Below are 26,869 nucleotides of genomic sequence, written 5' to 3' on the forward strand. Positions count from 1 at the left end.
TTTTCGTCAGCTAAGTGCGTTTGCAGCCGGTTTCGTCGACCGCCACAACGGTGGACAGTGGCCGGCCAGGAACCAGCGTTCTACCAACCAGTAAAACATCGCCCCTGCAATCAGACAGATGGGGGCATAGATGAGCATGCGCAAAATCCATTCGGTCTGTGAGTGTTCAAAAGGAATATACTTTTCCAGGACAAAAATCACCGGTACATGGATCAAATAGACTGAGTAGGAAATCTTCCCGATGCAGGAGATGCCGGTCGCGAGCGAATTGCGCAATAGGACGTGGTCCTTTGCCTGCACACACCAGTTCAGAAAGCAGAAAAACGCAACGGCGAATCCGAGTTCACCAACGCTGCTCACGTTGGGAATCCATCCGGACCAGGAGTCCATGTCAACCAATTCCGCGAGTCTTGTCTGCGCTAGAAATCCGAACGTCAACCGATTGGTCAGCATGCCTGCTGTTGCTGCGAGGAGCCCATAGGTCATGGACGAACACCAGCGGGGGAGACGGCAGTTTCCGAAATAAGCGTCAACGGCAAGCGCACCCAGTGCCCAATGAAGCCAAAAATTGAATGGCCACAATTGCCAATAACCAAGTCCGTAGGCGTCCGGCAGGCCCGGAGTAGCACCACGCCAAATGATAGTCGTGATGGCAGCCACCGAGATCGCAACGGTGTGGTTCCGAATCCGAATCATTAAGAACAGCAAGAAGTAGAATGCGTAAAGTTGTTCCTCCATTCCCAGTGACCAAAACGGAGTGTTTCCCAAGCCACCGGCGTAATCAGCCGTTAGGTTGTGAACCATCAGCAGATGAGTCGCCAGATCAGGCCCAATCGAATTCGCCAGGTCAGGCATTCGCTCATGAATCAACAACGCGAAGCTCACACTCAAGACGATGGCCGCGACATAAGGAGGGTAAAGTCGCCAGAATCGCCTTTTCCAGAATTCGACCCAGTTCAATGAACATTTGCCGCTGGTGGCTCTTGTGATAGCGGTTCGTCGATGGATACAAAAACCGGAAATGAGCACAAACAGCGGCACTCCCAGATAACCAAAATCCATCAGCAGGCTTGGGAAGAACCAGATGTTTTCACGAAAACCGCCGATCGCGTAGTGGGGGATGTGACATAACACCACCGCTAAGACCGCCAGACCCCGCAGGATATCGATACCCACCAATCGTTGCTCAATCAGTGACTGTGAATTCCTTATTTCAGGCGACTGGTTCAAGTTGCGTCTCCGCTTCCAACTTCACCGCTAACGCGGCGATCTCCGCTTGTTCCACTTCGCTCATCAGGCCACTTGCCGTCGGCCATTCACTACCCGGCGCATGATGCAACACGGGCTTATTCAACACACGACGAAGCCACAACTGCAGCGAAGACGGGACCCCCCACTGGCTCAGTCGACCGCCCAATCGCTCGGGGATCCGTGGAAAGTTGTCGACTTTGGCCGGCAACTTCAGACATTGGTTCAATACATCACGCCATAAATCCAATGCTCCGGCATGAGAGTATTTACCCGTCTGCGTTTCCATCGCAGACTTTGAAAGTTGCGATAACAGTGCGGGAGTTGATAGCAATTCCCCAACCCGCTGGGCCGCAATTTCGGGATGACCCACGGGAAAGCAAAGCGAATTGATGCGATTTAGGAATTGACCCTCCGCATGCATTCCCGTGAATTCTGATACGACCGGAACGACTCCATGAGCCATCGCTTCACGCGGTGAAATCGTCACTCCTTCCCATGCCGCAAAGTGAACAAAGCAATCGGCATTTGGATAGAATCGATTGTACAATTCCGCTTGGTCAACCCAACCGTGCATGGTCACCTGACCGTTGTCGATCAGAAGTTTCAGCTGATCGGCTATGCGATCCTCCTCCGGTCCGGCGCCACAGATATCGAGCCGGAATTCGATTCCCAAGGCCAGTAACGCCTGCGTGAACGGGATCAAATCGAGTGCACGCTTTTGTTGTTGTTCCAACCGGCCGGCATACAGCAAACGGATCGGCTTTTGGTCATTAAATGATTGCGAGTCTTTTGGGGAAACAGCTTCACGTGGCGGATGGACTCCTCCTGCGATGCTTTCAACACGCTGTTCCTCCATACCGCCGATTTGACGGCAGGCTGCGGCGATTAGTTTTCCCGAAGTCACACACAAATCGATATTGCCACAACAACGTCGCACGTCGCTGATGTAGGCGCTCTCGTACGCACGCACACCAACGGCCAGTCGCGGTGCACGGGACAGATCGTCCGCTTTGAGCTGTGCGACCGCTTGGTACGCGTCAAAAACCCGCATCGACAAAACGACGTTCGGGCTGGTTTTTCTGATCGTCTCGCGAAGTGATTTTAATCTTGCCGCCCGGGTGCCGTGTGTGCCGTCAATTTCGATGGTTTCAAGGTTGCGATGCACACGGCGGTAGGCGTCGGGATCATCAAAACTCGCCCCGCGAGTCAGTCCCAGAATGGTCTGCCACCCCCGTGATGGAAGCTCGCGACAAAGATCTGCAACAATCCGATCCGCGCCACCGAGCGGGTTGTGGGATCGCGTAATGATCAGCAGGCGGGACATTTTTCAGGAATGATCATTGGGGGATAATTGTTAGATTCAACGTATTCGGCAGTCCATCTGATCGTACTGCCCGCATCGGCGGAATATACTTCATTATCCCATTTTCTCTAGCCAAATACCTGCACCGGTATTCTTTAGGCAGAGCGGCATAAACTTCTCCAGCAGGTGTCGCTTCTGAGCTCCCAACGCGTCGCCCCACATCCTGATTTGATACTTGCTGTTGTCCATCAGCAGGCAATGCAGCATGTACGCTTCGTTCCAGGAACGGCCTCCCAGAATCCATTCTTCCGGATATTCAAACGGGTAGAACACATCGTGAACATGAATCCAAACTCCCGGTTTCAACCTTGGCAGAATATCGAAGAATAAAAAGTTGACGTCACTGCCAGCCTTTCCCACGTGCGACGAATCGATGAACAGGATATCATTTGGCTGCAGCTGCTCAAACAGATCCGGATCAACGTTCTGCACTTTGTCCTGGACGATGTTGACTCGCTGCGCGTCGCCCGAACGGAGATTCCTCAGCAGGCGATCAGGATAAGGTTCGACAAAAGTACATCGCATACGACCGTCAAGGAACAGGTCGTTTACATCAAGAGCGAGGCAGGAGGAAAAACCAGAGCCGATTTCAATCAGCCGGGCGGGCTGCAGATGCCTGAGGAGTGTGTACATCAGGACACCGTCCGCGTAGCAATAGATTCCGTTGTCCAACCAGTAGCGGTGTGGTTCCCGATCCGACTGTGCCTCACTGAACGGTAGTTCACTGTAGAATTGCGCAAGTTCCAGAAACAGCGATTCCTGACTGTCCCAATTCAGATCGACGCCGGCTATTTCACAGACTGCGCGGTTACCGGAGCGCTCGCCAATTCCCTTGGCCTCATTTGCATCGGGAATAGCCGAATAGTAATGCCCGGGTGGAAATTCTTGCCCGGCTTTCAACGAAAGCACATCTTCCCTCAGCCGGTCGCGGTCCGCGACAATTCGCCGCACGCCTGGCAGTGCTTTGAAAATAGTCTTCAATGCTTTATTCATCATGTGTGACCTTCGGCAGGCTGGCTGAAACTGCGCGCGAACTAAAATCAGCATCCGCTGAGACTTCCCGGCTTGGCTCGACGGGAAAACAATCATGCGGAGCAAGGAATTCACGTGTACTACGTTCAAATTGTGCCCGTCCTAGGATCGTCGATCCAATCCTCGCTGTCGCATCGCTTTGCTCATTGAGAACATTTTGATCCCCAAGATTTAATCGCAAAAATTCAGCCAATCTGCTAGGCTCGAGATCATGGGTCAGCAAACCGAAGCCATGCTTTTTCGAGAATCCTGTCAGCGAACTGTGGTGGGGCGCGTGCAGAAGTACGGGGCGTCCGGTTCCCGCGTAAGTACTTAACTTGGTGGGAAACGACAGACGTGCCAATGGTTCCTGCAGAGGTTCGAATGGATGTGGCAAATATAACGCATCGCAATTTGTCAGAATCCGCATCACTTCCGGCACAGATCGCCAGCCATAAAAACGACATTCGGCCGGTTTAAAAGCCCGAAACCGGATGTCGCTTCCCGCAACCACAAGCACGATACGTTTGCGGCCGATGCGCCAGTCCAATTCGTCGAGCGCCCGATGGAATGCCTTCCATGCCGAATAACAATACATGCTTCCGCTTATGCCGATTCGAAACTCGTCTTTCGAAGTCGGCTCGCTGAGGGGCGTCACGCTGTCCTGTATTCCATGTCGAATGATGACCGATGATGCCTGTGATTTCTTCGCATAAGCATCGGCCATCGGTTCGCAAATCACTCCCAGTCGATCCGCCCTCCGCAGCAGGAAATCAAAACGCTTCAAGGTGCGGGCGAACGTAAATCGGTCCAGTTTCCGCTGCATCAGGATATCCCGCGGATCATCCCAGATGTGCACGAGCATCGGTACTTCGGTTGCCGCACGAACTGCTGCCGCGACATCGATCGTGACGGTTGAATTCAGGATGGTCCAAATCTGGTCAGGTGACTCCTGGTGTACGAAGTCGATTACATCGCGACTAAGTTGCCTGACAGCCGGCTCATAACGTCGCAAACGATCGGAAATCGTGGTGATCGTTCCTTTCCATCCTGGCGCATTTCGACGGGCAAACTCAGCAGGAGGAACAAAACATTGCTGCTGGGTAAGGTGTTGGCGCTGTCTCTTGTCGAAGTGTTCCTGGGTGATCAGACCTGCATAGGAGACAGGCTCAATCCCGTCGCAGCCCAGCATCTCTTCAATCAGGATTTCGCCGACACCACCGTCGCCAGGCGGCATGCCGGAGATAAGCATCGTTTTCATTTGCGGGTTAAGCTAACGGAATAGATTATGACTGGGGACGAAGATTCCGATTTTCAAACAAACAGTCGAACTGCAGGATGTGACCGCTTTTCTTATTGCGCCACTGATCGACATTTCCGCAGTACGCAAATCCGTGCGACTTCATGATTTCGTAGATGCGATCGAATCCTGGTTCACCTTCATATAAGGGTTGTGCGCTCACTTCCACCACGACGGCGATGACTTTTTGCAATGTTTGTTCGGCACCCAACAGGACTTGTTCCTCAAATCCTTGAACGTCGATTTTCATCAGTATCGGCTCCTCGAGTTCGAGGTCGTTCAAGATGTCGTCCAGACGGCTGATGACAATCTCTTCCTGTACCGATTCAGCGGTATGAGGCAATTCAACTTTGTGAAGCGAACCCATCGGCAACAGAGATGAACTGGGTGTGAAAGCACTTCGATTGATTGTCGCAGTACCGGGCTCACTGCCCAGCGCCGTATGAAATGCCAACGATGGAGCCAGTTCTGCCTGTTTACTTTGCAACGTCTCAAAACAGCTTTTCAGCGGTTCGAATGAGACGATTTTTGCCCCCGGGAGAAATTCGCGAATAAGCCCGGCGAACTGGCCTTCATTAGCGCCGATATCCAACACCGTACCGGGGTGATATTCCTTCAGACAGCCCCAACTATCACGCATGCGCTTCTTGTACTCGAGCAAACGTCGTTCTCCGACCGGCAGGGCCTTCCGTAATTCCCATCCGGCGGTCTTCAGCAGCGACAGAATAGGGCGTGTTATCAGCCGGCGCACGTTATTGAATTCCCATTGGACGAAGGACAACCGCGAGAATGCGGCTGGCGATGGCGGTTCCAAACTTCGTTACCGTTCGGTGGATAAGTTGTAGCATTCTGGAATGCTCCCAATTTCTGACCGCGCACCACCACGTAGTTTTACCGTAATCAAGAGACTCGATTACCTGAGCGGCCTTTCAAGAATCGACGTAGAAATTTCGGCAAGCAAAATTGACGTGGCAAACCATCCAACCTGCGATGAAGCTCTAATCTGGCCGCTTCATACAGTTGAATATCAAATCGATTTCGTTCCTTGATCGCATCGATTTCGTCCGGGATCAACCCCTGGATCGAAGGGTGGCTTCGGGTTACGTTTCTTCTAACGGTGGGACCAACCTGGAATCCAAAATGATGACGGACAAGCCGGAGGGTCTTTTGGTACTCTTCCAGAATTCCGGTCACGTTTCGAGGATTCATGACATGAGCGATAGCGCGGTCGGCGTCGTCCTGATTGACTCGATCATTTATATCTGAGCTGTAACAGTCATAACGATTGCAAAGGAGTCGTGTTTGTTGATTGTCCAATTCAAATGAAGCATCAGATTGGGCAAACTCAAGCAGCGAATGCTGTTGAGCAAAGCTGTGCAGGTAGTGATTCGGTACACTACGGGCAAACCAGTAGAGAGAAACCATCCGGTTAACAGGCTCACGTATAATCGTTACATACTGACAGGGCCTGGAAATATGCTTGTGAATCCCTTGCGGCATATGCCCGTATACGAAGGCATACTTGTTGCGTTCTTCCAAGGGCATCGATTTGAACTCGGATAGGCGAGCGTCATACTTTTCGGGTTGGCCGTTAAGTTCAGGTGTCCGGCTATGATCATTCAGGTCAAATGCCAGCATGTTTTTCGGGATTTGCGATTCCATGTATGCAAGAAATGAGTTGCCTCCACATTTTGGGATATGAATGAAAATGAGTGCGGATTCAGCAAAGTTAAACTTGTTCATATTTGAAGCTGTCTTGCGACGAGTCACTACTTTGGTTCCAAGTCAACACCGGTGCAATGGTTCCCATCCTTGAACGCTGCCAACGCTCTCTATTGGGATATTGCAATGAGACTTGAAAATGGAGCGTGGGCATTTCCTCTGCCGAAGCCACGCGTCGTCGAACGTAAACTAGAGGCGATACGCGGTAACTACCGGCGTTGAGCAGGTTGGCTGGGATTTCTGTTTCATAGACGTGGGTGCCAATGCTGACAGGAAACGGCGCAGCGTCATTCAGGTAACTTCGGAATAGAACACTTCCATGCATGTCTCTCAATTCGACACCAAAATCTACCTGGTTGCTTTCTGCTGAGATTTTGACGCGGAACGCTAATGGAATTGATTCGCCACTGAAATATTCACTCCTGCGTTCGTTTTTCGTACCAATTCGCATTTCGAGAACCGCTGCGTCCGCACCTGCGCAATCGCTATCTTTGGCTCGCCAGTGAATTTCCTGTTGTTGAGAGCCCTGCGAAAGGTATTGCCCAAGCACGTATTCCGTCGCACCATTGGCAACGAGTCTTCCGTTCTGCAAGAGTATGGAATGTGAACAAAGATTCCTGATCGCAGCCATGTTGTGACTCACAAACAATACCGTCTTTCCCGATTCGGCAACGTTCTGCATTTTTTTGATGCAACGTTTCTGGAATTCGGCGTCACCGACTGCGAGGACTTCATCGACAATCAATATCTCTGGATCAAGGTGCGCGGCAACGGCAAAGCCCAGGCGTACCGTCATACCACTGCTATAACGTTTTACCGGTGTATCTAGAAATTTCTCCACGCCGGCGAAGTCGACAATGCTGTCAAGCTGGCGATTGATTTCCCGCTTCCTCATGCCCAGGATGGTTCCATTCAAATAGACGTTCTCGCGTCCGGTTAACTCCGGATGAAATCCGGTGCCGACCTCCAGCAAGCTGGCAACGCGACCATGCAGTACAGCCCGCCCTGTAGTCGGACGGGTGATCTGGCTGAGAATCTTCAGCAGCGTACTCTTACCAGCTCCATTCTTTCCGATGATGCCGACAGCCTCCCCCTGGCCAACATCGAATGAAACGTCTTTGAGTGCCCAGAAATGTCCGTCTTCCACACGGGATTCATCTAGCACCGTCGACTTATCGGGCGGACTCCGGTGAAACACACGCCGAACCATGCCGTTGGTCAATTCGCGGATTGAGCCAGCGTGCGTGAGCCCAAGCTTGTAATGTTTACTGAGATCGTTGACGGTGATCGACAGGGTCATGCTAGTCGTTCAATCCAAACGAAGGGGCAATTTGCGACATTTATGAATTGTACGGCCATGCTTACTAAATTACGTCCGCAAAAGTCGTTTCCACTTTACGGAACCAGACAATGCCCAACAGCAGGATCCCTAGCGAGATCGCGGAGGAGAGTCCCAGCAGGAGAAAGTTGGGCGGGGCGCTTCCCAATACCGACCAGCGGAATCCTTCAACAACCCCGACCATCGGGTTCAACGCATAGATTGGTCGCCAAGCTTCGGGGACAGCTGAGATGGGGTAAATGATGGGACAAAGGTACATCCAAATTTGTATTAGAAATGGAATTGCCATCCCCACATCGCGGTACTTCACGTTGAGCGCGGTAAACCAAATGCCGAATGCGAGTGCTGTTAAGATTGTCACGAAAACAAACACAGGCAGGCATAGTATCGGCCAGCCGGGGATGTATTGGTAGAAGACCATCAGCCCGGCAAGGACGATCAATTGAAGTACAAGTTCCACGAGTCCGACACCGACGGTGGCCAGCGGAAGTACGAGACGCGGAAAGTAAACCTTTTTCAACAGCGCCCCGCCACCCACGATACTTCCGGTCACGGCACTTAATGTCCCTGAGAAGTACATCCAGGGAATCAATCCTGCAAAAGCAAAGATAGGGTATGGGACATCGGTTTCGATTCGTACGAAAACGCTGAACACAAGCGTATAGATCAATGCAGTGACGAGCGGTCGCAGGATTGCCCAGCCATAACCGACGACGCTTTGGCGAAATCTCGCCGAAATATCCCGCCACATCAACAACAGGAGCAAGTCCCTGTATCTCCAGACCTCGACAAGGTTGAGCGCAAACCAGCTGGATGGCGGTTCAATTACCGTCACTAGGTCATGAGTCGATGACTTCGGAGACTCGGGCGAATCGATGTCTTTCCGCTCGGACGGGCTGGCGTCCGGTTTTTTCGCGTCGGTAAGTGGGGCGGAGGAGGACAACGGTTTCAATGCTTCACTAGTCCGGGAATTTGCTGGAACGCTTTCGCGCAAGTTTGCCAGTCTAAGCGGGAGGCGTTTGAGCGTGCGACGTCGGACCACGTTTTCCACTGGGTATCGTTCACGAGTGCCGATTCCAGAGCGTTGGCGGTCCATTCGGGATCATCGTAAGTGCCGAATCGTCCAGCACCTTCGCATATCTCCGCAATCGCACAGCAGTTCGTGCTGACGATCGGGGTCCCAAACGCCATCGCTTCCGCCGCAGGAATACCAAAGGATTCACAGCAGCTCATTAAACTGAAAACACGGCTTGTTGCATACAGTCGATGAAGTTCTTCATCGCTGACTTTGCCCAAAATCTGAACATGATCGTCGAGCGAATGAGCCGCGATAAGCGACTTGATTCTCTGGTGATAGCTTTCGACTGGCCAAGGACCAACAAATTTTAATGTTGCTGGAATCGACCTTTGGTGAAGTCGATGAACCGCTTCGACTAGGGTCTCGGCACCCTTCCAAGGTGCCATTGCTGATACAGACAGAATTGAGAATGGCTCCCGTTGGGCATCGCTCATTTCGCTGGCCGTATCAAACGTATCTTGGTTGAGTCCGACGTTCGCGATGTCGGCTCGATTTTCGGTGACGCCCGGATTCCCTTTTTGATACAGAGAGCGTAGGTGACCGGAGAGATAGATCATCATATCTGCGTTGCGGAACGCTTTAGCGTAGCCGAGTCGTTGCAGACGCGCCTTGAAGCGTTGCTGCCACCCGAATTGAGCTTGTGGAATATAGCACCATGGGTTCTGGCAAAGCACCGCTTGCGGCACTGGGCAGCCTGGGGTGACGGCCCCCGAGACGCTTAGTACCACATCGGCACCGATTTCTCTGCTAACCGAACCAAAGTTTCTCAGTTCCCACCACGCTCGACGCACCCAATCACGATATTGATTCGATACGACTCTCGTTTGCACGCCTGCGTCCAAGAGATCGAAAGGCGGTTGCTCGCTTTCGTAATGAAGTACGGTGATCGAATGCTCCGGAAGCATCCAACGTGCTGTAGGTCTCAAAAAACCGTACACCACATGTTGGCCACTCATGGAGCCGATCGATAATGCGTTTACGAGTAGATGCAAGAAATTAAGACTTTGCCTAGGCGCGGACTTCGTCCACTTGGGTGACACTCACCCTTTGAAGTTAGTTGAATTGCGGTTGCTGGTGGTGGAACCGCAGGGATTCTTCAATTCGAGACTTGTATGTTTCTCTGATACTTGCTCAGCCGCCGGTCCGTTCACTCGTTGTCCGTCGTGTTGGCGGAACCTCGGCTTACTCGTTTCGCTAAGCGGGCGAACGAAGCGTCTGAAGGGCTTACGCGGATGCGGTTGCAGAGGCAATTCCGAACGGAAACTCGCGTTTTCAGATTTACAAAAGTATCCTGATCGCCCCCCCCCCAAATTGCAAGCACGCTTTTGCCAAATTGCTGTAATCTCGTCCGATGGGGGGCGTTTTGTAGGGGGGTAACATTTTCGTTTTTGCGGAAGAAGCTAGGGGCGATTAGCCATTTGCTCGATGAGTCCGTCGAAACGTTCCTCATCGGGGAAAAGCCGTTTAGCGTTTCTTGCTTCCGACAATGCCTTTGCTCGCTGGTGTTGCGCACCCAGCCGCGTGATCAGCTTGAGACGCAAGGCTACATTCTTGGCATCCAAACGGATTGCCCGCTCGTAGCCGGCAAAGGATTCTTGATACCGTTTCAAAACGTACGCAGTGTCGGCCCACAGTTCTTCACAACTCGCTCGCTCGGAGATCGTTTCGCTCTGGTCACAACCGAGTCCGTCGAGCGCCTGACTCAAAAACACAAGGTCGGGTGCGGGACGAGTGTTCAGGTACTTGGCTGCAGCTCGATAATTCACTGGCGACGGAGGGACGACGCTGGAGAGCGAGAGCTCCGGGTATGCTTCAAGCATCTTGAGTGCCGCGGCGGTTTGACTCGGTTGACGTTCTAAGAGTTGTTTGAGGTAGGTCACCCCGAGTTCCAACTCGTAACTGTCGAGAGACAATTGGGCCAGTTGACGCAGCGCCGTCGAATTCGTTCCGTACAGGGTGCATAGTTGATTTAGGATCGCTCTCGTCCGCGTAGGATCCGTATACACAAAATCGAGATACAGACTCGCCGTCCGCGCCTCGCGGGAAAGCGGTCGCACACGGAGCTCCGATTCGGCATGTTGTAATGATGCGGCATAGTGCGGCGAAAGTGGTTGGGGGGACACGATTTCCTTTTCAGCCTCTTCGTGTTCCACGCCGACAGCATGGCTGACCCCGCTGCTGCTCGGCTTCGTTGCCAGGGACGCGTTCGACCTGTGCCACTTCAGACGACGCACCGCAGGAGCGGTTTGTAGGTACAACGAACGTAGTTGTGCAGTCGTTTGGGGGCTTCCCTGTAACACCTCGTCATAGCGAGCTAATTGAAAATGGATGTCGCTGAGGATGCGAAAGACTATCGGTGATGCGGTTTGTTTGGCGAGGGATTCGAGCGGAGCGAGGACGCTTTCGAGTTGCTCGGGTTCGGGGCCTGATTGGTTCAGCATCCCTTGCGCCGTTTGAGTTAGTGAGTCAATGTGGGCATCCGATTGCAACACGCGATAGGCCCATAGGCTGGGCAGAAACACGATGCATGCCACCGCGATGGGAGGTAAGGGCGACTTTTGAGCTTGGAACCGGATGCGTGGTTTGCGTGCGATGGGCAATGCGGCGGACGGTAGTTCTTCATTCTCTGCATTTTCGGATTCATCGTTCTCATTGCCTTCGTTGCCTACACTGTCTGGCGTTTGCAGTTCGTTGCCCCGGACTCGGGCGTCCGGGGTGCTGGGGAGCACCATGATGCCTCGCGTGGCGATGACGGACAAAATGATCGCACAGGCGATTAAATTGGCGGGGATGATCAGCCCCATGTCAAAGAACTGAGAAACGGCAAGCGAGCCGAGAATGTACCAACCCGCAACCCGCAACCCGTGATCCACTGGGTCCGGGGAATCGTCTAATTTGTTTAGCGAAAGGATCATCCCCACCAGCAAGACACTGATGAAAATAACTCCTGGGATCCCCTGCTCGGTAAACATCTCCAGCCACAGATTGTCGGCATGATGTGCCCATCCGTCGCTGCTTTGAGCAAGTTGCGTGAGGTGTGCGTCGGCGAACGTCCCCAATCCGCTTCCTGTCGGCAGGTACGTGATCGCTGCAGCAATGCTGTCGCTCCAGAGTGGGATTCGACCATCGTTGAGCAGGGTCGATTCGTCCTGGTCCGAAAACAATTCCATTCGATTCAGCGATGTCAAATCGAGGTTGAATGGGACAATCAACATTGCCACGGCAATGGAGATGATGGCAATGATTACTGGAATCGTGGTCGTGCCACGTCGCGCACGGATCCAACCCAGCGCGAGCGTCAAGCCAATCACGGCGCTGACTAATCCACCTCGCGATCCACAGACCAGTAGCGCGGCGGTGCACAGCACCAAGCTGATCACTGCGACACTTGAATCCCGGTCGCTGGCGAGCGAAATGAGGTCGTTGACTTCGAAGTTCTCGTCATCGACTTCCGTTCCAATCAACGCAGACAGTCGCCATGCGAGCGCTCCCAAACTGGCCCCAACACCAATATTCATCATCAACGCCGCGTTGTTGCGATTGATAAAGGCGGCGAAATGAATGCCAAGATCGATCGAATTCATTCCCAGTAAATCGGATTCAGGGCTAATCAGTAGGAAAATGCCCAGTCCGGCGTGGACGGCAGCCCCGGCGGCGAGTCCGGCCAACAGCAGCACCAGTCGCTTGCGATTTTGAAATACGGTCGCGGAGGTCCATGCCAAGGTGGCGACCACCAATAGCATCGCCAGCGTATGCCGCGAACTGGCGGGATCGATCGAAATTGGGTGCATCGATGATCGTCCGGCGGTGCCATCGCTCTGCGGCCCTAAGATTGGATCGAGCCAAGTAGTGTAGGCGGCGGCGGAACCGGGACTGAGAATGCTGACTAGTGATCCAGGCAGCGGCAACGTTTGAAACCAAGCAAACGCGGCCCAGCCAAGCAACACGATCGCCAACCAGTGAAAACGAGGTCCCCCTTGAATTTCTCGGTCCATGATCGAGGGTAATGCTAGAACGCCCGCAACCAGCACCGCGACCCCGGAAGCCCATTGAGCCCAGGGATGGATGCCGCCGTAGTCAAACGCGACCACACAGGGCAGCGCGGTCAGAATGCATGCGGATGCCCAAAGCGATAACTGGCGTAGAAGGAGAGCGATTGTTTTCATGGAGTTTTTCTAGCGGACGCCTCCGCTGGGGAGCGTTTTCGCGATCGATCAGGTTCGGCGATCAGGTTCGGCGATCAGGTTCGGCCCACAAGCGGGTTGCTATTTCGATTAGAACGCACCCCGCTATGCGGGTGGTGTCCGCAGGGGGAGCGTCGGCCGAAATTTTTGCAACTTCCGCTGCAAATGCCCATTCTAATTGCCTAGGCATGGAACGCACCGATTTTACACTCCCCTTGGGGATCGGCCGAAACGTGATCACTCGCTGGGACACGTGTCGGCGAACCGAGGGATGTTTCCCGTTTGAAGCGGGGCGGATTAAGAAGAAGAGGGGAGCGTGTTGCTCCTCGCCCCGATCGACGAGACTCTGACGTCGATCGGGGCTTTGTTCACGGTAGGGAACGTTAGTTCATCCCGAATGCGTTGCGAAGTTCTTCAATGACTTCGTCCGGCATCGCGTTGACGTCGCCAATCGCCTTGGCGTTAATGACCGCTTCGGCTGTGGATTCCAGCACCTCTAGGCGATCGAACGCGTCCAGCACGCTGGTTCCCGCGACCAGCACTCCATCATTGGTGAGAATCGCGGTGGGCGATTTCAGCGAAACGAAGTTGGCGATCTCGCCATCGGATTGGTATTGAACGCCGTAGGGAACGCGGGCGACATCATGCAGAAAAACGTAACTTTCCGGAATCGTGCGCGTGTCAAAGGCAGAGTCGGTGACGCTAAATGCCGTCGCGTTAACGGGATGAGCGAAGACGACGGCGTTGACCTCGGGGTGTGCCGCGTAGATCGATCGGTGGGCTAATGTGGCGCGACTCGGCATCTTGCCCTGCTCCGCTGCTAAGCCTTTGACTAACACCAAGTCCTCGATTTCGAGTCCTTCGCGATCTTGTTGGGACGGGGTGATCACGAATGAGTCGGAGTCGATCCGAGCTGAAAAGCTCCCCTCGGTACTGATCAACAGTCGTTGGCGACAACCGCGCCGGATGAATTCACACAACTCGCGCCGTCGTTCTTTTTCATTCGCGGAAGCTTCACCAGGGACGAAGGAATCGAAGTCAACCTGGCGCTGCTGAACCTGTGCCAGTTTTTCATCGCTCAAGTACGATACCCGATCAAGCTGGTTGCCCTTGATGATCGTTTTGCCCGTGAATTCGAGCGCTTCGAAGCGTTGAAACGCCTGGGACATCGAATCACCTCCGACGACAACGCCATGGTTCTCCAGGATCACACTATTGCAACCGTCGCCGAAGGTGTCAGCAATGTTTTTCCCTAACCGCTCGCTGCCGGGCAGCGCATAAGGCGCGAAGCCAGGTTTCCCACACACGCTGTGGGCTTGATGGAAAATCCGGGTGTCGGGCGTTTGCCCACAGATGCTGAACGCGACCAGTGCAACGGGATGGGCGTGAACGATCGCTTGCAGATCAGGCCGCGCTTCGTAGATCGCTTTGTGAAACGGGAATTCGGATGATGGGGGATGGGGACCATCGACGGTTCCGTCGGCGCGGACGCAGATGATGTCGCGTCGGGTCAGATTTCCTTTGTCCACACGGGCTGGCGTGATCCAAATGTCGCCGTTGGATTCCCGGATGGATAGGTTGCCGCCCGAGGTGGTTGTCATGCGATAGCGATAAATTCGCTGCATCGTGTGCATGATCTCGTCACGTGGATGGGCAAGGTTGCGATGGTTCGTCATGGCTAAAAGCTTGGTTCAAGAATTTGAGGAGGAGGGGGCGTCGCTGATCGGATCTTCGCAATACTGCTCTCACGCTAATAACGTCATTTGCGGAGCACTAAAGGATGCCGGTCGAGGCGCTGATCGCAGCGCCGGGGAAAGGCAAACGACACTGCTAGAAAGTGGGGCGTTTGAATGTGGCTGGCAGAACGAGGAGTGCCTTTGGATTGGCGACCCCCGTGAGGATCGGGGGCGAACGCTCCGAAATTGCATTGCACAGGGACCGCGTCATCACTGTATTTTGCATCGTTCGCAATCCGCCTCAAGCGGTGAACGACGCACTCGGTGGACTCGCTCGTGGGAAGCTTTATCGCGGTGCAATGGAGGTTGTGCAATGGAGGGTAAGTGAAAAAGCTCTCGGCGCGATTGCTCTCGGCGCGATTGGGGCAACGCGTATGAGGGCAGCGAGATTCGAGTCGGAGCCTTCCCGCGCAATCGCGGGAAGGCTCGGTCGAGGCTAACGAGATCTTAGTTCAGCGGGCGAACGATTGAAGTGCTGCGGTAATAATCCAGCAGCGTTTCGACTGACAATACGCCGCCTCCCATACCGCTCTTGTTGACGCCGCCGTAGGGAACGCCTTGGGCGAAGACGTTGTGAGCGTTGATCCAGCTGTTGCCCGCCACCATCGCTTCGGCCACTCGTGATGCCCTCCCTAAGTCGGGCGTCCAGACGCTGTTGGCGAGCCCGTAATCGGTGCGATTGACCATCTCAATCGCTTCCTCTTCGTTCTTGAAAGGAGCGAGATAGGCGACCGGGCCAAAAATCTCTTCCCGTGCTGCGATGTTGTCGAGCGATCCGGTCATTAATGCCGGTTTTACGTAATGTCCCTCATACCCCTGTACCGTTGCAGGACCTCCTTCGAGCAAGCACTTTGCGCCCTCGGCTTGTCCTTTTTCGAGATAACTCAGTACTCGCTCACGCTGTTTTGCGTTAACGACGGGGCCCATTTGGGTCGATCCGTTACGTTGGTAGCCGACTTCAATTTTCTTCATGCGGTCAACACACGCGTTGACGAAGGAATCAAAAATCTTTTCGTGGACGATCCAGCGGGTGGCGTCACAACAGACTTGACCGGTGTGGAATGTGATCGCTCCGACTAGTTTGTCGGCAGTCTCTTCTACACTGACATCATCAAACACCACTGCGGCTCCCTTGCCGCCCAGTTCGAGTTTGACAGGAACGAGGTTGCGGCCACACGCTTCACCGACCAAACGGCCGACCTCGGGCGATCCGGTGAACGACATTCGCTTGATCTTATGGCTCGCCGAGAGAGCCGCTCCAGCGGTCGCTCCGCCGCCGGTGACGACATTGATCACGCCATCAGGAATGCCTACTTCGGTTGCAACCTGGGCAAGATACAACGCCGAGAGGGGCGTATCTTCAGCGGGTTTGATCACGACGGTGTTCCCCGCGACGAGCGCCGGGGTGATGCCCCAGCCGATCAACAGGAACGGGAAATTCCATGGAAAGATGAATCCACAGGCGCCCCAGGGTTGCCGGTACTTCCACGCCTCGTGCCCTTTCACGGCGAGCGTCGAGCGTGGGTTCATATGCTGACCCATCTCAATGAAATAACGCAGGGTGTCAATGAAGTTTTGTACATCGCCGGCCGCTTGCGCCTCGATCTTGCCGGCATCGAGGGACTCGAGTTGAGCAAAGATGGCGATCCGTCGTTCGACTTCATCCGCTAGACGGTGCAACAGGGCGCCACGTTCGTTGACGGGAAGTTTGGCCCACGCTTGTTTGACAAACGCTTCGTTAGCGACATCGATCGCGCGATCAATATCCTCGGGTGTCAAGTCATGCACTTCAGCCAGGAGTTCACCGGACCCGGGGTCGTACGTCGCGATCGTCTTCCCGCTGGTCGATGGCATCGGTTGGCCGCCCACGAAGGCGGGCAAAGAACCGCGGTTGAGAAAGGCGGTGACTTCGGGCAAAAGCTTCGTTTGAGTCGCTGTGCTCATCGTTTAACTCGTGGGCAGGAGGATGCAAGGGGAGAAAATGGGGAGTGGTTTTAAGGCCCCCGATTAGATCCGTGAACTGGACCGGAGGCCTGGAATCAGCGGGGGGCTGAGGACCAGTTTTTCTTAGGAGGTGGTGATCGCAATTTGTTCCACCGATTCTCCCGTCGTCCACTTTGTGTAGTCGTTGGGATCTCGGTGTACTTGGCGGTAGATTGTATCACGCTCGACCGGCTCACGCCCGGCTTCGCTGATCAAGTTGCGAATATCGTCGACCGACAAACATTGTGGTGTTGTCGCTCCAGCGTCGTGATAAATCAGTTCATGGCGAACGGTACCGTCGATGTCGTCCGCTCCGTAGGCCAATGCGGTTTGCGCGGTCTCGACCCCTAACATGATCCAGTACGCCTTGATGTGCTGGACGTTGTCGAGCATCAACCGGCTGATTGCCATGGTTCTTAGGTCCATAATGCCCGATGGTTTTTTGATCTCGGACAACTTGGTGTTTTCGGGATGAAATGCTAACGGGATGAAGACTTGGAAGCCACCCGTTTCATCTTGCAAATCACGCAGGCGGATCAAATGGTCGATTCGGTGGTATGCCTTCTCGACATGCCCGTACAGCATCGTGCAATTGGTGCGTAACCCAATTTGATGGGCGGTGCGGTGGATGTCCAACCAAGCGTGCGTGTTGGCTTTGTGTTCGCACAGTTGGTCACGCACTTCGGGATGAAAGATCTCGGCCCCGCCGCCTGGCATGCTGCCGAGTCCCGCTTCACGTAAATCTTCGAGCACCCAGCGAACCGATTTCTTGGTTTGGAACTCAAACCAATTGATCTCCACGGCGGTCCAGCCCTTTAAGTGGATTTGGGGGTAGTGGGTGTGCAACAGTTCGATCAGGTGACGGTACCACTCGTACGGTTTTTGATGGTGCAGCCCGCCGACGATGTGCATTTCGGTACATCCGTTTTCGGTCGCCTCTTGGCCGCGCTGCAAGATTTGTTCGTCGTTCATCGCGTACCCTTTGGGGTCGCGCAAATCGCTGCGGAAGGCGCAGAACCGACATCGATACACACACACGTTGGTCGGATTTAGGTGAGTATTGATGTTGAAGTAACCGACGTTACCGTTCTTTCGCTCGCGAACCAAATTGGCGAGTTCACCCACGGCGCCGAGTGATACTTCGGGATCGTAAAGAAAAATGCCGTCATCGAGCGAGAGCCGCTGTTCCGCTTCGACTTTGTCGCGGATTTCTCGAAACCTTGCTTCGCGTTCTTTAGTAATCATGCGTTGGATATGGGTCAGGGAAAGAGTTGGGTGGGGGTAGCGATGCGGCGCTAGCGGTCGTTTGGATGGCTTGGAATGATGAGACTATTTCCCGTTGAGGGATAGCAGGCTGGCATCCTATCGCACTTAAAACCATGCACAGTCGAGGGTTCCGGCGATGAGGAGGATCAGGCTGATGGCGGCGTTGGTGTTAAAAAAAGCTTCGTTAACGCGGTCGAGGTCGTCGGGACGCACGAGTCGATGCTGCCACAGCACCAACGCCGTGACCACGGCCAACACGACCCCAAAAAATACGCCCAATCCCGTGTTCTCGGCAACCATCGGTAGCAGACTCAATAGCCCCAACATCAAAATATGAAATCCCGCGGCGATCTTCAGGGCTCCGGCAATGCCAAATTTCGCCGGGATGCTGTGCAATCCGGATTGCGCATCGAAGTCGGCGTCCTGGCAGGCATAGATGATGTCGAAACCAGTGACCCACGCGGCGACGGCGGCAGCCAAAATCAAGGGAGCAATCAGATCGGACGGATGAGTGGTGACCTCGCTGCCGCGAATCGCCACCCAGGCACAGATCGGCGAAAGACTCAGCGCAACTCCCAACCAAACGTGGGCCGCAGCGGTGAACCGTTTCGCTAAACTGTAGCCACACAGAAATAGCAGCACGGGAACGGAGGCGTAAAGCGGAATTGGGTTGGGGAAAAACAACAGCGTCGAAGCGACGAAGCCGAGCGAGCACGCGATCGTAAATAGCCAAACACTTTTGCGAGAAAGGACGCCAGCAGGAAGATGACGTTTCTCGGTGCGGGGGTTTTGAGCGTCGATCTTGTGATCAACAAGTCGGTTGAAGGCCATCGCGGCGCTGCGGGCAAACACCATGCACAACAAAATGCCGGCGATGTCTTGCCAGCGGAACGAGGGGTGGGTTCCAGAGTCCAGGGGAGTCGAGAATGCCATCACGGTCGCCAGTGCCGCAAACGGCAGTGCAAACACGGTGTGGCTGAAGCGAATCAGTCCAAGCCAATGCGAGAGGTTCATGATTCCCCCCAACGCTGGATCAGTGAATTGTCGACCCCGATTTGGTCCATGATCCGGCTGACGACAAAGTCCACTAACGAGTCGAGCGACTCGACGCCGTGATACCAACCGGGCATCGCAGGCAACATCACCGCGCCGGCGGCAGCGACCCGATGCATGTTTTCGAGCTGCAGGACGCTGAGTGGCGTTTCGCGGGGGACGAGGACTAGTTTGCGATGTTCTTTCAAATGCACCTCTGCCGCACGTTGGATCAAGTTCGAACCCGCCGCACGCGCGATACCGCTGAGCGTGCTACCACTACAGGGACAAACCACCATCGCTTGCGTCTTGAACGACCCGCTTGCGATCGGGGTAAAGTAATCATCGTGGCGATGATAGTGCAACCGTGCCAACGTCGCCGCGTCGGGCGTGTCGACCGATGCGGTGGACCATGCCGGCGAGAGGGTCAACAGCGGGGCGAGATCGACGCTACGGAGATCGAGTCGATGATCGAGTTCTTGTTGGATGACCGCAGCACCACTGGGGCTGATCGTGACATGGACCTCGTGGCCATCACGAGCCAAGAGTTGTAGTAAGCGGACCCCGTAGATCGCTCCGCTCGCGCCGGTGATCGCCAACACGATCGGGCGACCTTTATCGGAGCCACTGCGATCGGGACGCGGTTCGGTTGCGTTTTGAGGACTCACTCTACTTCCGCTCACGGGGTGGTCTCCGACGCGGAGGCATCCGTAGATTGAGGTTTTCTACCTTGATAGATCGTCGCCACGCCGAACGTCATCGGCGTGAATTTCACGTCGGTCAATCCTGCGGCGGTCATGCGATCGGCGAGGGCTTGGCCGTCAGGAAATTGGACAACCGATTCGGGCAAGTAACTGTAAGCCGATTTGTCGTTGCGGGCGAAGAGTTGGCCGATGCGTGGTAGCACGTTGCGGAAGTAGAATCCATACGCTTGGCGGAGACCGAACAAGCGTGGCTGAGAAAACTCGAGCACCACGACTTGGCCCCCCGGGGTACAGACGCGAGTCATCTCGCGCAGTCCTTGATCGGTGTCGGTCACGTTGCGCAGTCCAAAGGCGACCGTCACACATTGGAAACGGTTGTCCGAGAACGGCAGCGATTGTGAATCCGCTTCGATGAATTCGATCGTTTCGCTGGGCGTTCCGACCCGCCGTTTCTTGATCGCGATTTCGAGCATCGCTGGGCAAAAATCGCTGCCGACGACACGAACGTTTTTAGGTGCTTTTTTCGCGATCGCAATCGCTAAGTCACCGGTGCCGGTGCAGGTATCGAGTACGGGATCGCTCGCGCTAAGTCTCAGGATCCGCACGGTTCGCCACCGCCAATAACGGTCGATACTGAGTGACAAGAGGTGATTCATCGCGTCGTAGCGAGGTGCAATTTGACGAAACATCTCTTGGACGCGTGAACCGCTCTTATCCACAAGCGGGGACGCGGAGTCCGCGTTGGGAGAGGTTTGCGTTTCGTGTTCGGTTGCGACCATCGATCGTCCAACGGGTTTCGTGTGAGGTGAAGCCGAGTTTGGGAGACCGCCGAGCGGACTCTTTAGCCCAGTAAGTTAATCGTCCAAGTCGATGCGGTGAAGCCCGACGGGTTTGCGGTGGCACTTTGTGTAGCCCATCCCACACGTTTGAGGGAGAATGGCGAATGCAAACTGAAAAGGGGCCAGCTTGCTGCATTCCATCCTTTTTCAATTTGCTGTGTTCCTTCTGTATTTTGCAATCTTGTTGGAACGACCGCGGCGGGCGGTGAGTCGCTCCTCCTCACCCTCCCCGAAGCTTCCCGCGTCCGGCCCTCTCAGGGGGAGGGTGAAGTTTGGATTTGCATGTTAGAAAGACCGTAAATTAGCGGCACTGTATAACTGTCTCGCGATCGTTTTTTCCACAAAGTCAAAGATTTTCAGTCCGATGCGAACCTTGCTTTTCGATATCGATGGAACGCTGTTGCTGACCAACCGCGGGGGGCAAGGGGCTTTTGAGTTGGCGCTTCGGCAAGAATTCGAATTAGCCGACGCGACGGCCGACGTCGATTACGCCGGACGAACCGATCGAGGCATTTTGGATGAATTGCTGATTTTGAACGGTTTAGAGCCAAACGAATCGAATCGAGCGCGTTTGCAAAATCGCTACATTTCCTTACTGCCACTGATGTTGCAGCAGCGCGGTGGGACGGTGTTGCCGGGGGTGATTGAGTTGTTAGAGCGGTTGGCGACGGACGCGCGAGTGTGCGTCAGCGTGATGACGGGCAATTTAGTCGAGACGGCGCACCACAAATTGGATCATTTTGGGTTGCGGCACTATGTTCGCTGGATCGTCGGCGGCGATAGCGACCTGCATCGCGACGACTTGGCTCGCCGGGCCCGCGAAATGATCCGCAGCGAGTCGGGCGAGGCCGCTTGTGAGCGGATCATGGTGATTGGCGATACCCCGGCTGATATCCGTTGTGGGCATGCGATCGGCGCCAGTGTGGTGGCGGTTTGCACAGGCGGTTATTCACGTCAGACGCTGGAAGTCGAAAAACCGCTGTTGGTCGTCGACGATTTGTCCGACCTGATGGCGCTGTTGCCGATTCTAGTCGGTGAGTGAGCGATGACTCTGGGTGGGGTTTGGAAGTGGGGTGTGCACGTTCCGTATCACCAGCCCTCCCCGGCCGCTAACGCGTCCGACCCTCCCGCAAGCCGGAGGGTGAAAGCGGAGGCTAGCGGATCAGACTCATGTAGAAGCTGAAGATCTTTGTGTCGTCCGTCGGTGCCTTGGTGACGGGGTAGGCAAAGTCGAATGCCAACGGTGCAGGACCGAGCATCGGGATCGCGACGCGAAGCCCCATCCCAGGTGCGACGCGGAATGAATCTTTGTGGAGTTCAATATCCGACTCGACCGTTCCGAAGTCAACAAAGGCGACTCCCTTGAATGCATCGTCGGCGGTGATCGGGAACATGTACTCGACCGTATTGAGGAACTTGAAACGGCCGCCGACCTCCACGTTGCCGCTGGGGCTGGTGACCACCGGACTTGCACCGCGGAAGTCAAAGCCGCGAAGGGTGGCGTAACCCCCGGCGAAAAAGTTTTCAAACAACGGAGTGTCTTCGCCACTGAATCCAAGTTGGTTGGAGTAGGAAAGCGTTTGCCGTCCGCTGCCGTCGGCGCGTTGGGATAACAACCAATACTTGCGGTATTCCAGTTCGAATCTTGAGTAATCGAAGTCGCCAAACGCTTGTTCAAAACTGAATTCGAAGTAGTGCCCTTGGCTTGATTGAATGGGGCTATCGCGAGTGTCATGTTTGAGCGACATCGTACCCGCGTACAAATCGTTGCGACCGACGTTATCGTGAAGCACGGCTTCTAAGGGAGCGATCCCACGGACGCGTGGACGAGTGATATCGACGCTCTGGCCACTGACGCCCATCGAAATCGACAAGTCAGGTGTGATGCGGTAACCGAAACTGAGGCGACCGCCGAGTCGTTCTTCATCCCAATCGTTGAAGCGTCGGTCGACCAAAAAACCGCTCACCGACATGCTGACCGGTTTGTATCCGAACAGGTTGGGGTCGGCAAAGTTAATCGTATAGCGATCAAAGTCGCTGCCGGGCGCCATTTCGATGCGAAAGGTTTGTCCGGCACCACGAAAGGCAGTCCCGCTGAATAAATCTTGAAACGATCGAGGCCAACGCATGATGTCGAAGTTGCGTTCGTCGATCGTGATCTGACCGGTCACGCCGGCGTCACTGTTGACGGCACCGCCGAGCATGATACGCCCGGTTCGGGCCGGGAACCCGTTGATGATCAAGTCAGCTTCGCGAACCGTGGGCATCGGCACGCTCGAGGGCGCGCCACCGTAAGGATCGTCACCATAGGGAAGCAGGGTTCCTGAGTCAGGATAGCTTGCTCCAGGGAAGGTGTTCGTCGGAGGCCCAAAGGTGGTGTCGGGATACGATGGGGCTCCGTACTGCGTCGAGGGCGCGTAACTCGAGGGCGGAACGCTCGACTGCGGTGCACCATAAACGCTGCCGCCGCTATTGCTTTGAGACGGATTGGCAAGCGAAGGCGGTGAGGTGTACGCAGGCGTGCTGGGGTATTGACGCGCCACGTAGCGATCGCTGTCGGGTTGCACCGGGATCAGCCCATCGCCGTCTTGGGAATGACCCTCGGGGGAATCGGGGGCTGTGTTCGGGATACCCACCAGCGACGCATCGCTCGGAGTCGAAACCAGTTGCGTTGCCAAACCAGGAGAGGTGTTGAGCGTGGCCGTTGGCGTGGAGTTTGCTGCTAACGGAAGGGAGCAACTTGGCGATTGGGGCGCAAAACAGTTGCAACCGCCGAGGGTGGCCGCGAGCGCGACAGCACCGATCGAGCACGCAATGTTTCGTGCGGATTTTTCAATCGATTGCATCATGCGGACGGCTTCATCGGATGAGTGATGTTCAAACTTAGTATGCATCGCCAACCTCACCTTCGGTCGGAACCACTTTGATGTCGGGAGCATCAGCGATCTGAGGATTGGTTTCTAGCAATTGGCTGCGTTCAATGCGACGTCGATTTAATTCAAGCGAGCGACGATCGATGACGTCTCCTTCGCGAAGGTCGACCATGTTCAACATCGTCGACTCACGCATCAGATGCGGTTCGCCTTCGATGTTGACTAAAATGCGTCCGACTTTCCAAATGTCGCCTTCGGTGACCTCGTAAACAAGGTCGACGACGTTCGCTTCATCTCGCATGACCGTCTTGGGTTCGACTTCGGCGTAAATGAATCCGAGCTCACCATAACCGTAGGTGATTTCGCCGATGTCGCGACGCATCAGGGTGCCGTCGAACATGTCACCCGCTTTGAGTGAGAGACGTTGGCGAAGCGATTCTTCGGTGATGAATTGGTTGCCCACGATTTTAATGTCGTTGACTTTGAACCGTGGCCCTTCGTTGACAACAAAGGTGACGGTCATCCATTTGCCAGATTCGTCGTAGCTTAATCGTCGACCCACGGTGGCCGTTAAGAAACCGAGGTTGTGGTAGTAGGTCGCCAACACGTTGACGTCGTTGTCGATCTTGGCCAAATCGGCGGTGTTGCCAATGTAGGACAAAATGCCTGCGGTTGGTCCACGGCTGGTGATAATCTTTTTCAGTCTCGCCTCGGTAACGATCGTGTTACCCTTGATGACGATGTCGGCGATCCGTTCTTTGGGACCTTCGTTGATGCGAAAAATGACAACGCCGGGGTCGGTTTCGTAGCCAATTTGGACATCGACCGCGACTTGGTTGAAGCCTTCTTCGTGATAATAATCGATCATTCGGCGGCGGGCCGATTCGATGGAAAATTCGCTCAACGGATCGTTAGCTTGGACGCCCGCGCGATTTCGAATCTCGCGGTTGTTCAGCGCGCGGTGGCCGTGGAAGACCACTTTCGTGATCACCGGACGCTCGTGAACGAAATAGGTTACCGCGACTCCTTCAGGACGCTCGTCGAGCTTGAAGGTGACGTGATCAAAGGAACCCATGTCGTTGAGTCGTCGGACGTCGCCGAGAACCGTTTCGTAATCGTAAAAGCGGTCTTTACGAGTTTCAATTTTTTGCAGGATCAGGTGGGTGCCGATGGCTTGGTTGCCACGTACCGAGACATCTAGAACGATCGCATCCCCTTTTTCGCGGCGGATCGCCAACCCATCTCGACTCCGCACGTGATCGCGGAATTTGGGCTTGGTGTCTGGGGCTGGCGCACTGGGGCCACCCTGTCCGCCTCCGAACCCTCCACCGCCGCCCATTTGTGCGTTTGCCGGTGATACCGTGAGGGCAACGGGGATTAGTATGGCCATCGAAATGGCGCAGACGGCACTACAGCACAGCGTGCGTCGAGGCGTTCGAGCAGTCATACGGTTAGCAGTCCGACGAGTCATACAAAAAGGTGTTTCGTTTTAGGAAAAACCGTTACGTCCTTGAATTTCTCCGCTTCGGAAATGGCATCAATGTCATTGCACCATTGATTTCCCATCTATTTGCGGTTTGAAGATTGGTAACTACCAATGCGAACGCTATCACGACAAGGCGGATTTGAAACTAATTCCGAGAGTTTGCGTGCGTCGGAGGAGTCGTGCCGAGAGAATGGGCGAGGCTGGGGTTTTGTATGCCCCCCTTGGCGATAGCGAGGGAGGTGTTGCCGCGTGACGAAACACCCTTCCGTTTGGGAGGGCTTTTCCACGACGGCCGGTCTGCAGCGCGGTCGGCCCCCACCCAGAGCTAGCTGAACGCTCGCTTTGACCTCCCCCAACCAAGTTTGTCGGAGGTGTTACGCGCGGCTGGGGAGGGTTCTTCCTCGACCGACTGTTTGCGGCGCAATCGAGGTGCAGACTAAGAATTGGCTGGGATTGCTTTTGTTTTCGCGATTTTTCCCAGCGTCTTGATCGCGGTTTTCATTGCCGCAATGTCGATTTCGTGGACGTTGATGGGGTCCCCGATGCCGCGAAGCATGGTGATCGTCAGCCGTCCGCCAAGATGCTGACGAAACTCCTCGAGCCCTTCCATCAATCGATCGACCGGTTCGAGACAAGGGTGCCAAAGCTGAATGCGCAGGTCATGCAAGCATTGAATGGCCTGTTCGGCGTCCTGTTGAGGCAGGCCAAACTTTAGCGAGGAATACAAGCAGTCGATTGCCACGCCGATCGCAACGGCTTCGCCGTGACGAATCTGGTACTGGGAGAGCGATTCAAGTTTGTGGGCAGACCAATGACCGAAATCTAGCGGACGCGCTTCGAGCATTTCGAAGGGGTCGCCTCCGGCGGTGATATGCTGCAGGTGCAGCGTACACGAGCGATGGATCGCTCGACGTGATGCATCGGGATCACGCTCGGAAATCTGCCCCGCGTGTTCCGCCAGCCACTGAAATTCTTGCGAGTCTTTCAGCAACGCGACCTTAACGGCTTCGCTCAAACCGCTGCGGAACTCGCGATCCGGTAGCGTTTCAAGGAGTCCCGAATCGTTAATCACGGCCCAGGGAACGGCAAACGTGCCGATCCAGTTCTTCTTGTCAAAGTAGTTGATGGCATTTTTGACACCGACTCCCGAGTCGGCTTGAGCCAACGTGGTTGTGGGCAATCGTACCAAACGGATGCCGCGATGCGCGATCGCCGCAGCGTAGCCGACTGCATCTAACATGGCCCCGCCGCCAACGGCAATGATGTAGCTGCGGCGATCGAGGTTTCGTGCGTGGATCTCAGCTAAAATCTCCTCCACCGCATCTTGCGTGTTCTTGATCGGTTCACCGCCATCGAGAACCATGGGCGGCGAGACCAAGTCGATCGCGGCGTTGGTTTTCAGTTGGGCTGCGATTCGCTCGACTCGGTTGCTGGATTGGACAACAGATCGTTCCGCGACCAGCAAGACTCGGGCTGATCCATTGTCGCCACCATCGAGTAAATCGACCAACAACGAAAAGTCATCGCCAGCGACATCGTCCGTGACCCGCAATCGATGCACAAAGGAGGCGGTGAAGGGAATGTCGGTTGAATTGGAGAGACGATTCGGCATGGATATTTTTAAAGGGTTTGCTTGTGCTACGTGCGGCCAAATTCTTTCGGCATCACAATCAGAGCCGAAGACGCTAGTTGCAGAGGGGAT

Annotated in this window: 20 protein-coding genes; 1 reads left to right on the plus strand and 19 read right to left on the minus strand. The window is 54.8% G+C overall.

The genetic code is table 11. The annotated features are described in order from the left end of the window. Positions 1 to 6: 6 nt before the first annotated feature. From Pla52o_RS04955 to ubiE, 16 genes are all read right to left on the minus strand, one after another. Positions 7 to 1,230 (minus strand): acyltransferase family protein, encoded by a 1,224-nt coding sequence (locus tag Pla52o_RS04955; RefSeq protein WP_146593415.1) that lies wholly within the window; start codon positions 1,228 to 1,230, stop codon positions 7 to 9. Further along, positions 1,214 to 2,575, minus strand: a complete 1,362-nt coding sequence (locus Pla52o_RS04960; protein ID WP_146593416.1) for a glycosyltransferase family 4 protein — start codon at positions 2,573 to 2,575, stop codon at positions 1,214 to 1,216. Before Pla52o_RS04960 ends, Pla52o_RS04955 begins: the two co-directional genes overlap by 17 nt. A 93-nt stretch (positions 2,576 to 2,668) precedes the next feature. Beyond that, entirely contained in the window at positions 2,669 to 3,610 is a 942-nt protein-coding gene (locus Pla52o_RS04965; RefSeq protein WP_197168995.1) for a class I SAM-dependent methyltransferase, read from the minus strand. After that, complete coding sequence (locus Pla52o_RS26635; protein WP_197168996.1) at positions 3,600 to 4,886, minus strand: hypothetical protein; 1,287 nt, start codon at positions 4,884 to 4,886, stop codon at positions 3,600 to 3,602. Before Pla52o_RS26635 ends, Pla52o_RS04965 begins: the two co-directional genes overlap by 11 nt. Positions 4,887 to 4,911: 25 nt before the next feature. Continuing rightward, a complete protein-coding gene (locus tag Pla52o_RS04970; protein WP_197168997.1) occupies positions 4,912 to 5,739 on the minus strand; it encodes an FkbM family methyltransferase in 828 nt (275 codons plus the stop codon). Between the two features lie 86 nt (positions 5,740 to 5,825). After that, the gene (locus Pla52o_RS04975) at positions 5,826 to 6,695 is read right to left on the minus strand and encodes a sulfotransferase family 2 domain-containing protein (protein ID WP_146593419.1); all 870 of its coding nucleotides are present in this window, start codon (positions 6,693 to 6,695) and stop codon (positions 5,826 to 5,828) included. Next, on the minus strand, positions 6,655 to 7,947 hold the full coding sequence (locus tag Pla52o_RS04980; protein ID WP_146593420.1) for an ABC transporter ATP-binding protein: 1,293 nt from the start codon (positions 7,945 to 7,947) through the stop codon (positions 6,655 to 6,657). Before Pla52o_RS04980 ends, Pla52o_RS04975 begins: the two co-directional genes overlap by 41 nt. Before the next feature lie 64 nt (positions 7,948 to 8,011). Next, the gene (locus Pla52o_RS04985; protein WP_231612086.1) at positions 8,012 to 8,929 is read right to left on the minus strand and encodes an ABC transporter permease; all 918 of its coding nucleotides are present in this window, start codon (positions 8,927 to 8,929) and stop codon (positions 8,012 to 8,014) included. A 5-nt stretch (positions 8,930 to 8,934) separates the two neighbouring features. After that, the gene (locus Pla52o_RS04990; protein ID WP_146593421.1) at positions 8,935 to 10,020 is read right to left on the minus strand and encodes a glycosyltransferase family 4 protein; all 1,086 of its coding nucleotides are present in this window, start codon (positions 10,018 to 10,020) and stop codon (positions 8,935 to 8,937) included. Positions 10,021 to 10,464: 444 nt separating this feature from the next. Then, positions 10,465 to 13,230, minus strand: coding sequence for an O-antigen ligase family protein (locus tag Pla52o_RS04995; protein ID WP_146593422.1), 2,766 nt, complete (start codon positions 13,228 to 13,230; stop codon positions 10,465 to 10,467). A 401-nt stretch (positions 13,231 to 13,631) separates the two neighbouring features. Then, positions 13,632 to 14,924: a class II aldolase/adducin family protein gene (locus tag Pla52o_RS05000; RefSeq protein WP_146593423.1), complete on the minus strand. Its 1,293-nt coding sequence runs from the start codon at positions 14,922 to 14,924 to the stop codon at positions 13,632 to 13,634. Positions 14,925 to 15,431: 507 nt separating this feature from the next. Continuing rightward, positions 15,432 to 16,928 carry an aldehyde dehydrogenase family protein gene (locus tag Pla52o_RS05005; RefSeq protein WP_146593424.1) on the minus strand — a complete coding sequence of 499 codons (1,497 nt, stop codon included), beginning with the start codon at positions 16,926 to 16,928 and terminating at the stop codon, positions 15,432 to 15,434. Positions 16,929 to 17,051: 123 nt separating this feature from the next. Next, positions 17,052 to 18,212, minus strand: coding sequence for an aminofutalosine synthase MqnE (mqnE, locus tag Pla52o_RS05010; RefSeq protein WP_146593425.1), 1,161 nt, complete (start codon positions 18,210 to 18,212; stop codon positions 17,052 to 17,054). A gap of 126 nt (positions 18,213 to 18,338) precedes the next feature. Continuing rightward, complete coding sequence (locus Pla52o_RS05015; RefSeq protein ID WP_197168999.1) at positions 18,339 to 19,247, minus strand: 4-hydroxybenzoate octaprenyltransferase; 909 nt, start codon at positions 19,245 to 19,247, stop codon at positions 18,339 to 18,341. Then, on the minus strand, positions 19,244 to 19,933 hold the full coding sequence (locus tag Pla52o_RS05020; RefSeq protein ID WP_146593567.1) for a UbiX family flavin prenyltransferase: 690 nt from the start codon (positions 19,931 to 19,933) through the stop codon (positions 19,244 to 19,246). The genes Pla52o_RS05015 and Pla52o_RS05020 overlap by 4 nt, the downstream gene beginning before the upstream one ends. An 11-nt stretch (positions 19,934 to 19,944) precedes the next feature. Then, positions 19,945 to 20,748, minus strand: a complete 804-nt coding sequence (ubiE, locus tag Pla52o_RS05025; RefSeq protein ID WP_146593426.1) for a bifunctional demethylmenaquinone methyltransferase/2-methoxy-6-polyprenyl-1,4-benzoquinol methylase UbiE — start codon at positions 20,746 to 20,748, stop codon at positions 19,945 to 19,947. Positions 20,749 to 21,172: 424 nt separating this feature from the next. On the opposite strand from ubiE, the gene Pla52o_RS05030 reads away from it, so the two are divergent. Next, positions 21,173 to 21,850 (plus strand): HAD family hydrolase, encoded by a 678-nt coding sequence (locus tag Pla52o_RS05030; protein ID WP_146593427.1) that lies wholly within the window; start codon positions 21,173 to 21,175, stop codon positions 21,848 to 21,850. Between the two features lie 112 nt (positions 21,851 to 21,962). On the opposite strand, the gene Pla52o_RS05035 is transcribed toward Pla52o_RS05030, so the two are convergent. From Pla52o_RS05035 to Pla52o_RS05045, 3 genes are all read right to left on the minus strand, one after another. Beyond that, a complete protein-coding gene (locus tag Pla52o_RS05035) occupies positions 21,963 to 23,702 on the minus strand; it encodes a BamA/OMP85 family outer membrane protein (protein WP_231612087.1) in 1,740 nt (579 codons plus the stop codon). Then, positions 23,692 to 25,071 carry a BamA/OMP85 family outer membrane protein gene (locus Pla52o_RS05040; protein ID WP_231612088.1) on the minus strand — a complete coding sequence of 460 codons (1,380 nt, stop codon included), beginning with the start codon at positions 25,069 to 25,071 and terminating at the stop codon, positions 23,692 to 23,694. Before Pla52o_RS05040 ends, Pla52o_RS05035 begins: the two co-directional genes overlap by 11 nt. Before the next feature lie 532 nt (positions 25,072 to 25,603). Continuing rightward, the gene (locus Pla52o_RS05045) at positions 25,604 to 26,779 is read right to left on the minus strand and encodes a 3-dehydroquinate synthase (RefSeq protein WP_146593428.1); all 1,176 of its coding nucleotides are present in this window, start codon (positions 26,777 to 26,779) and stop codon (positions 25,604 to 25,606) included. Positions 26,780 to 26,869 lie beyond the last annotated feature (90 nt).

This window comes from Novipirellula galeiformis (genome assembly GCF_007860095.1).
Lineage (GTDB): Bacteria > Planctomycetota > Planctomycetia > Pirellulales > Pirellulaceae > Novipirellula > Novipirellula galeiformis.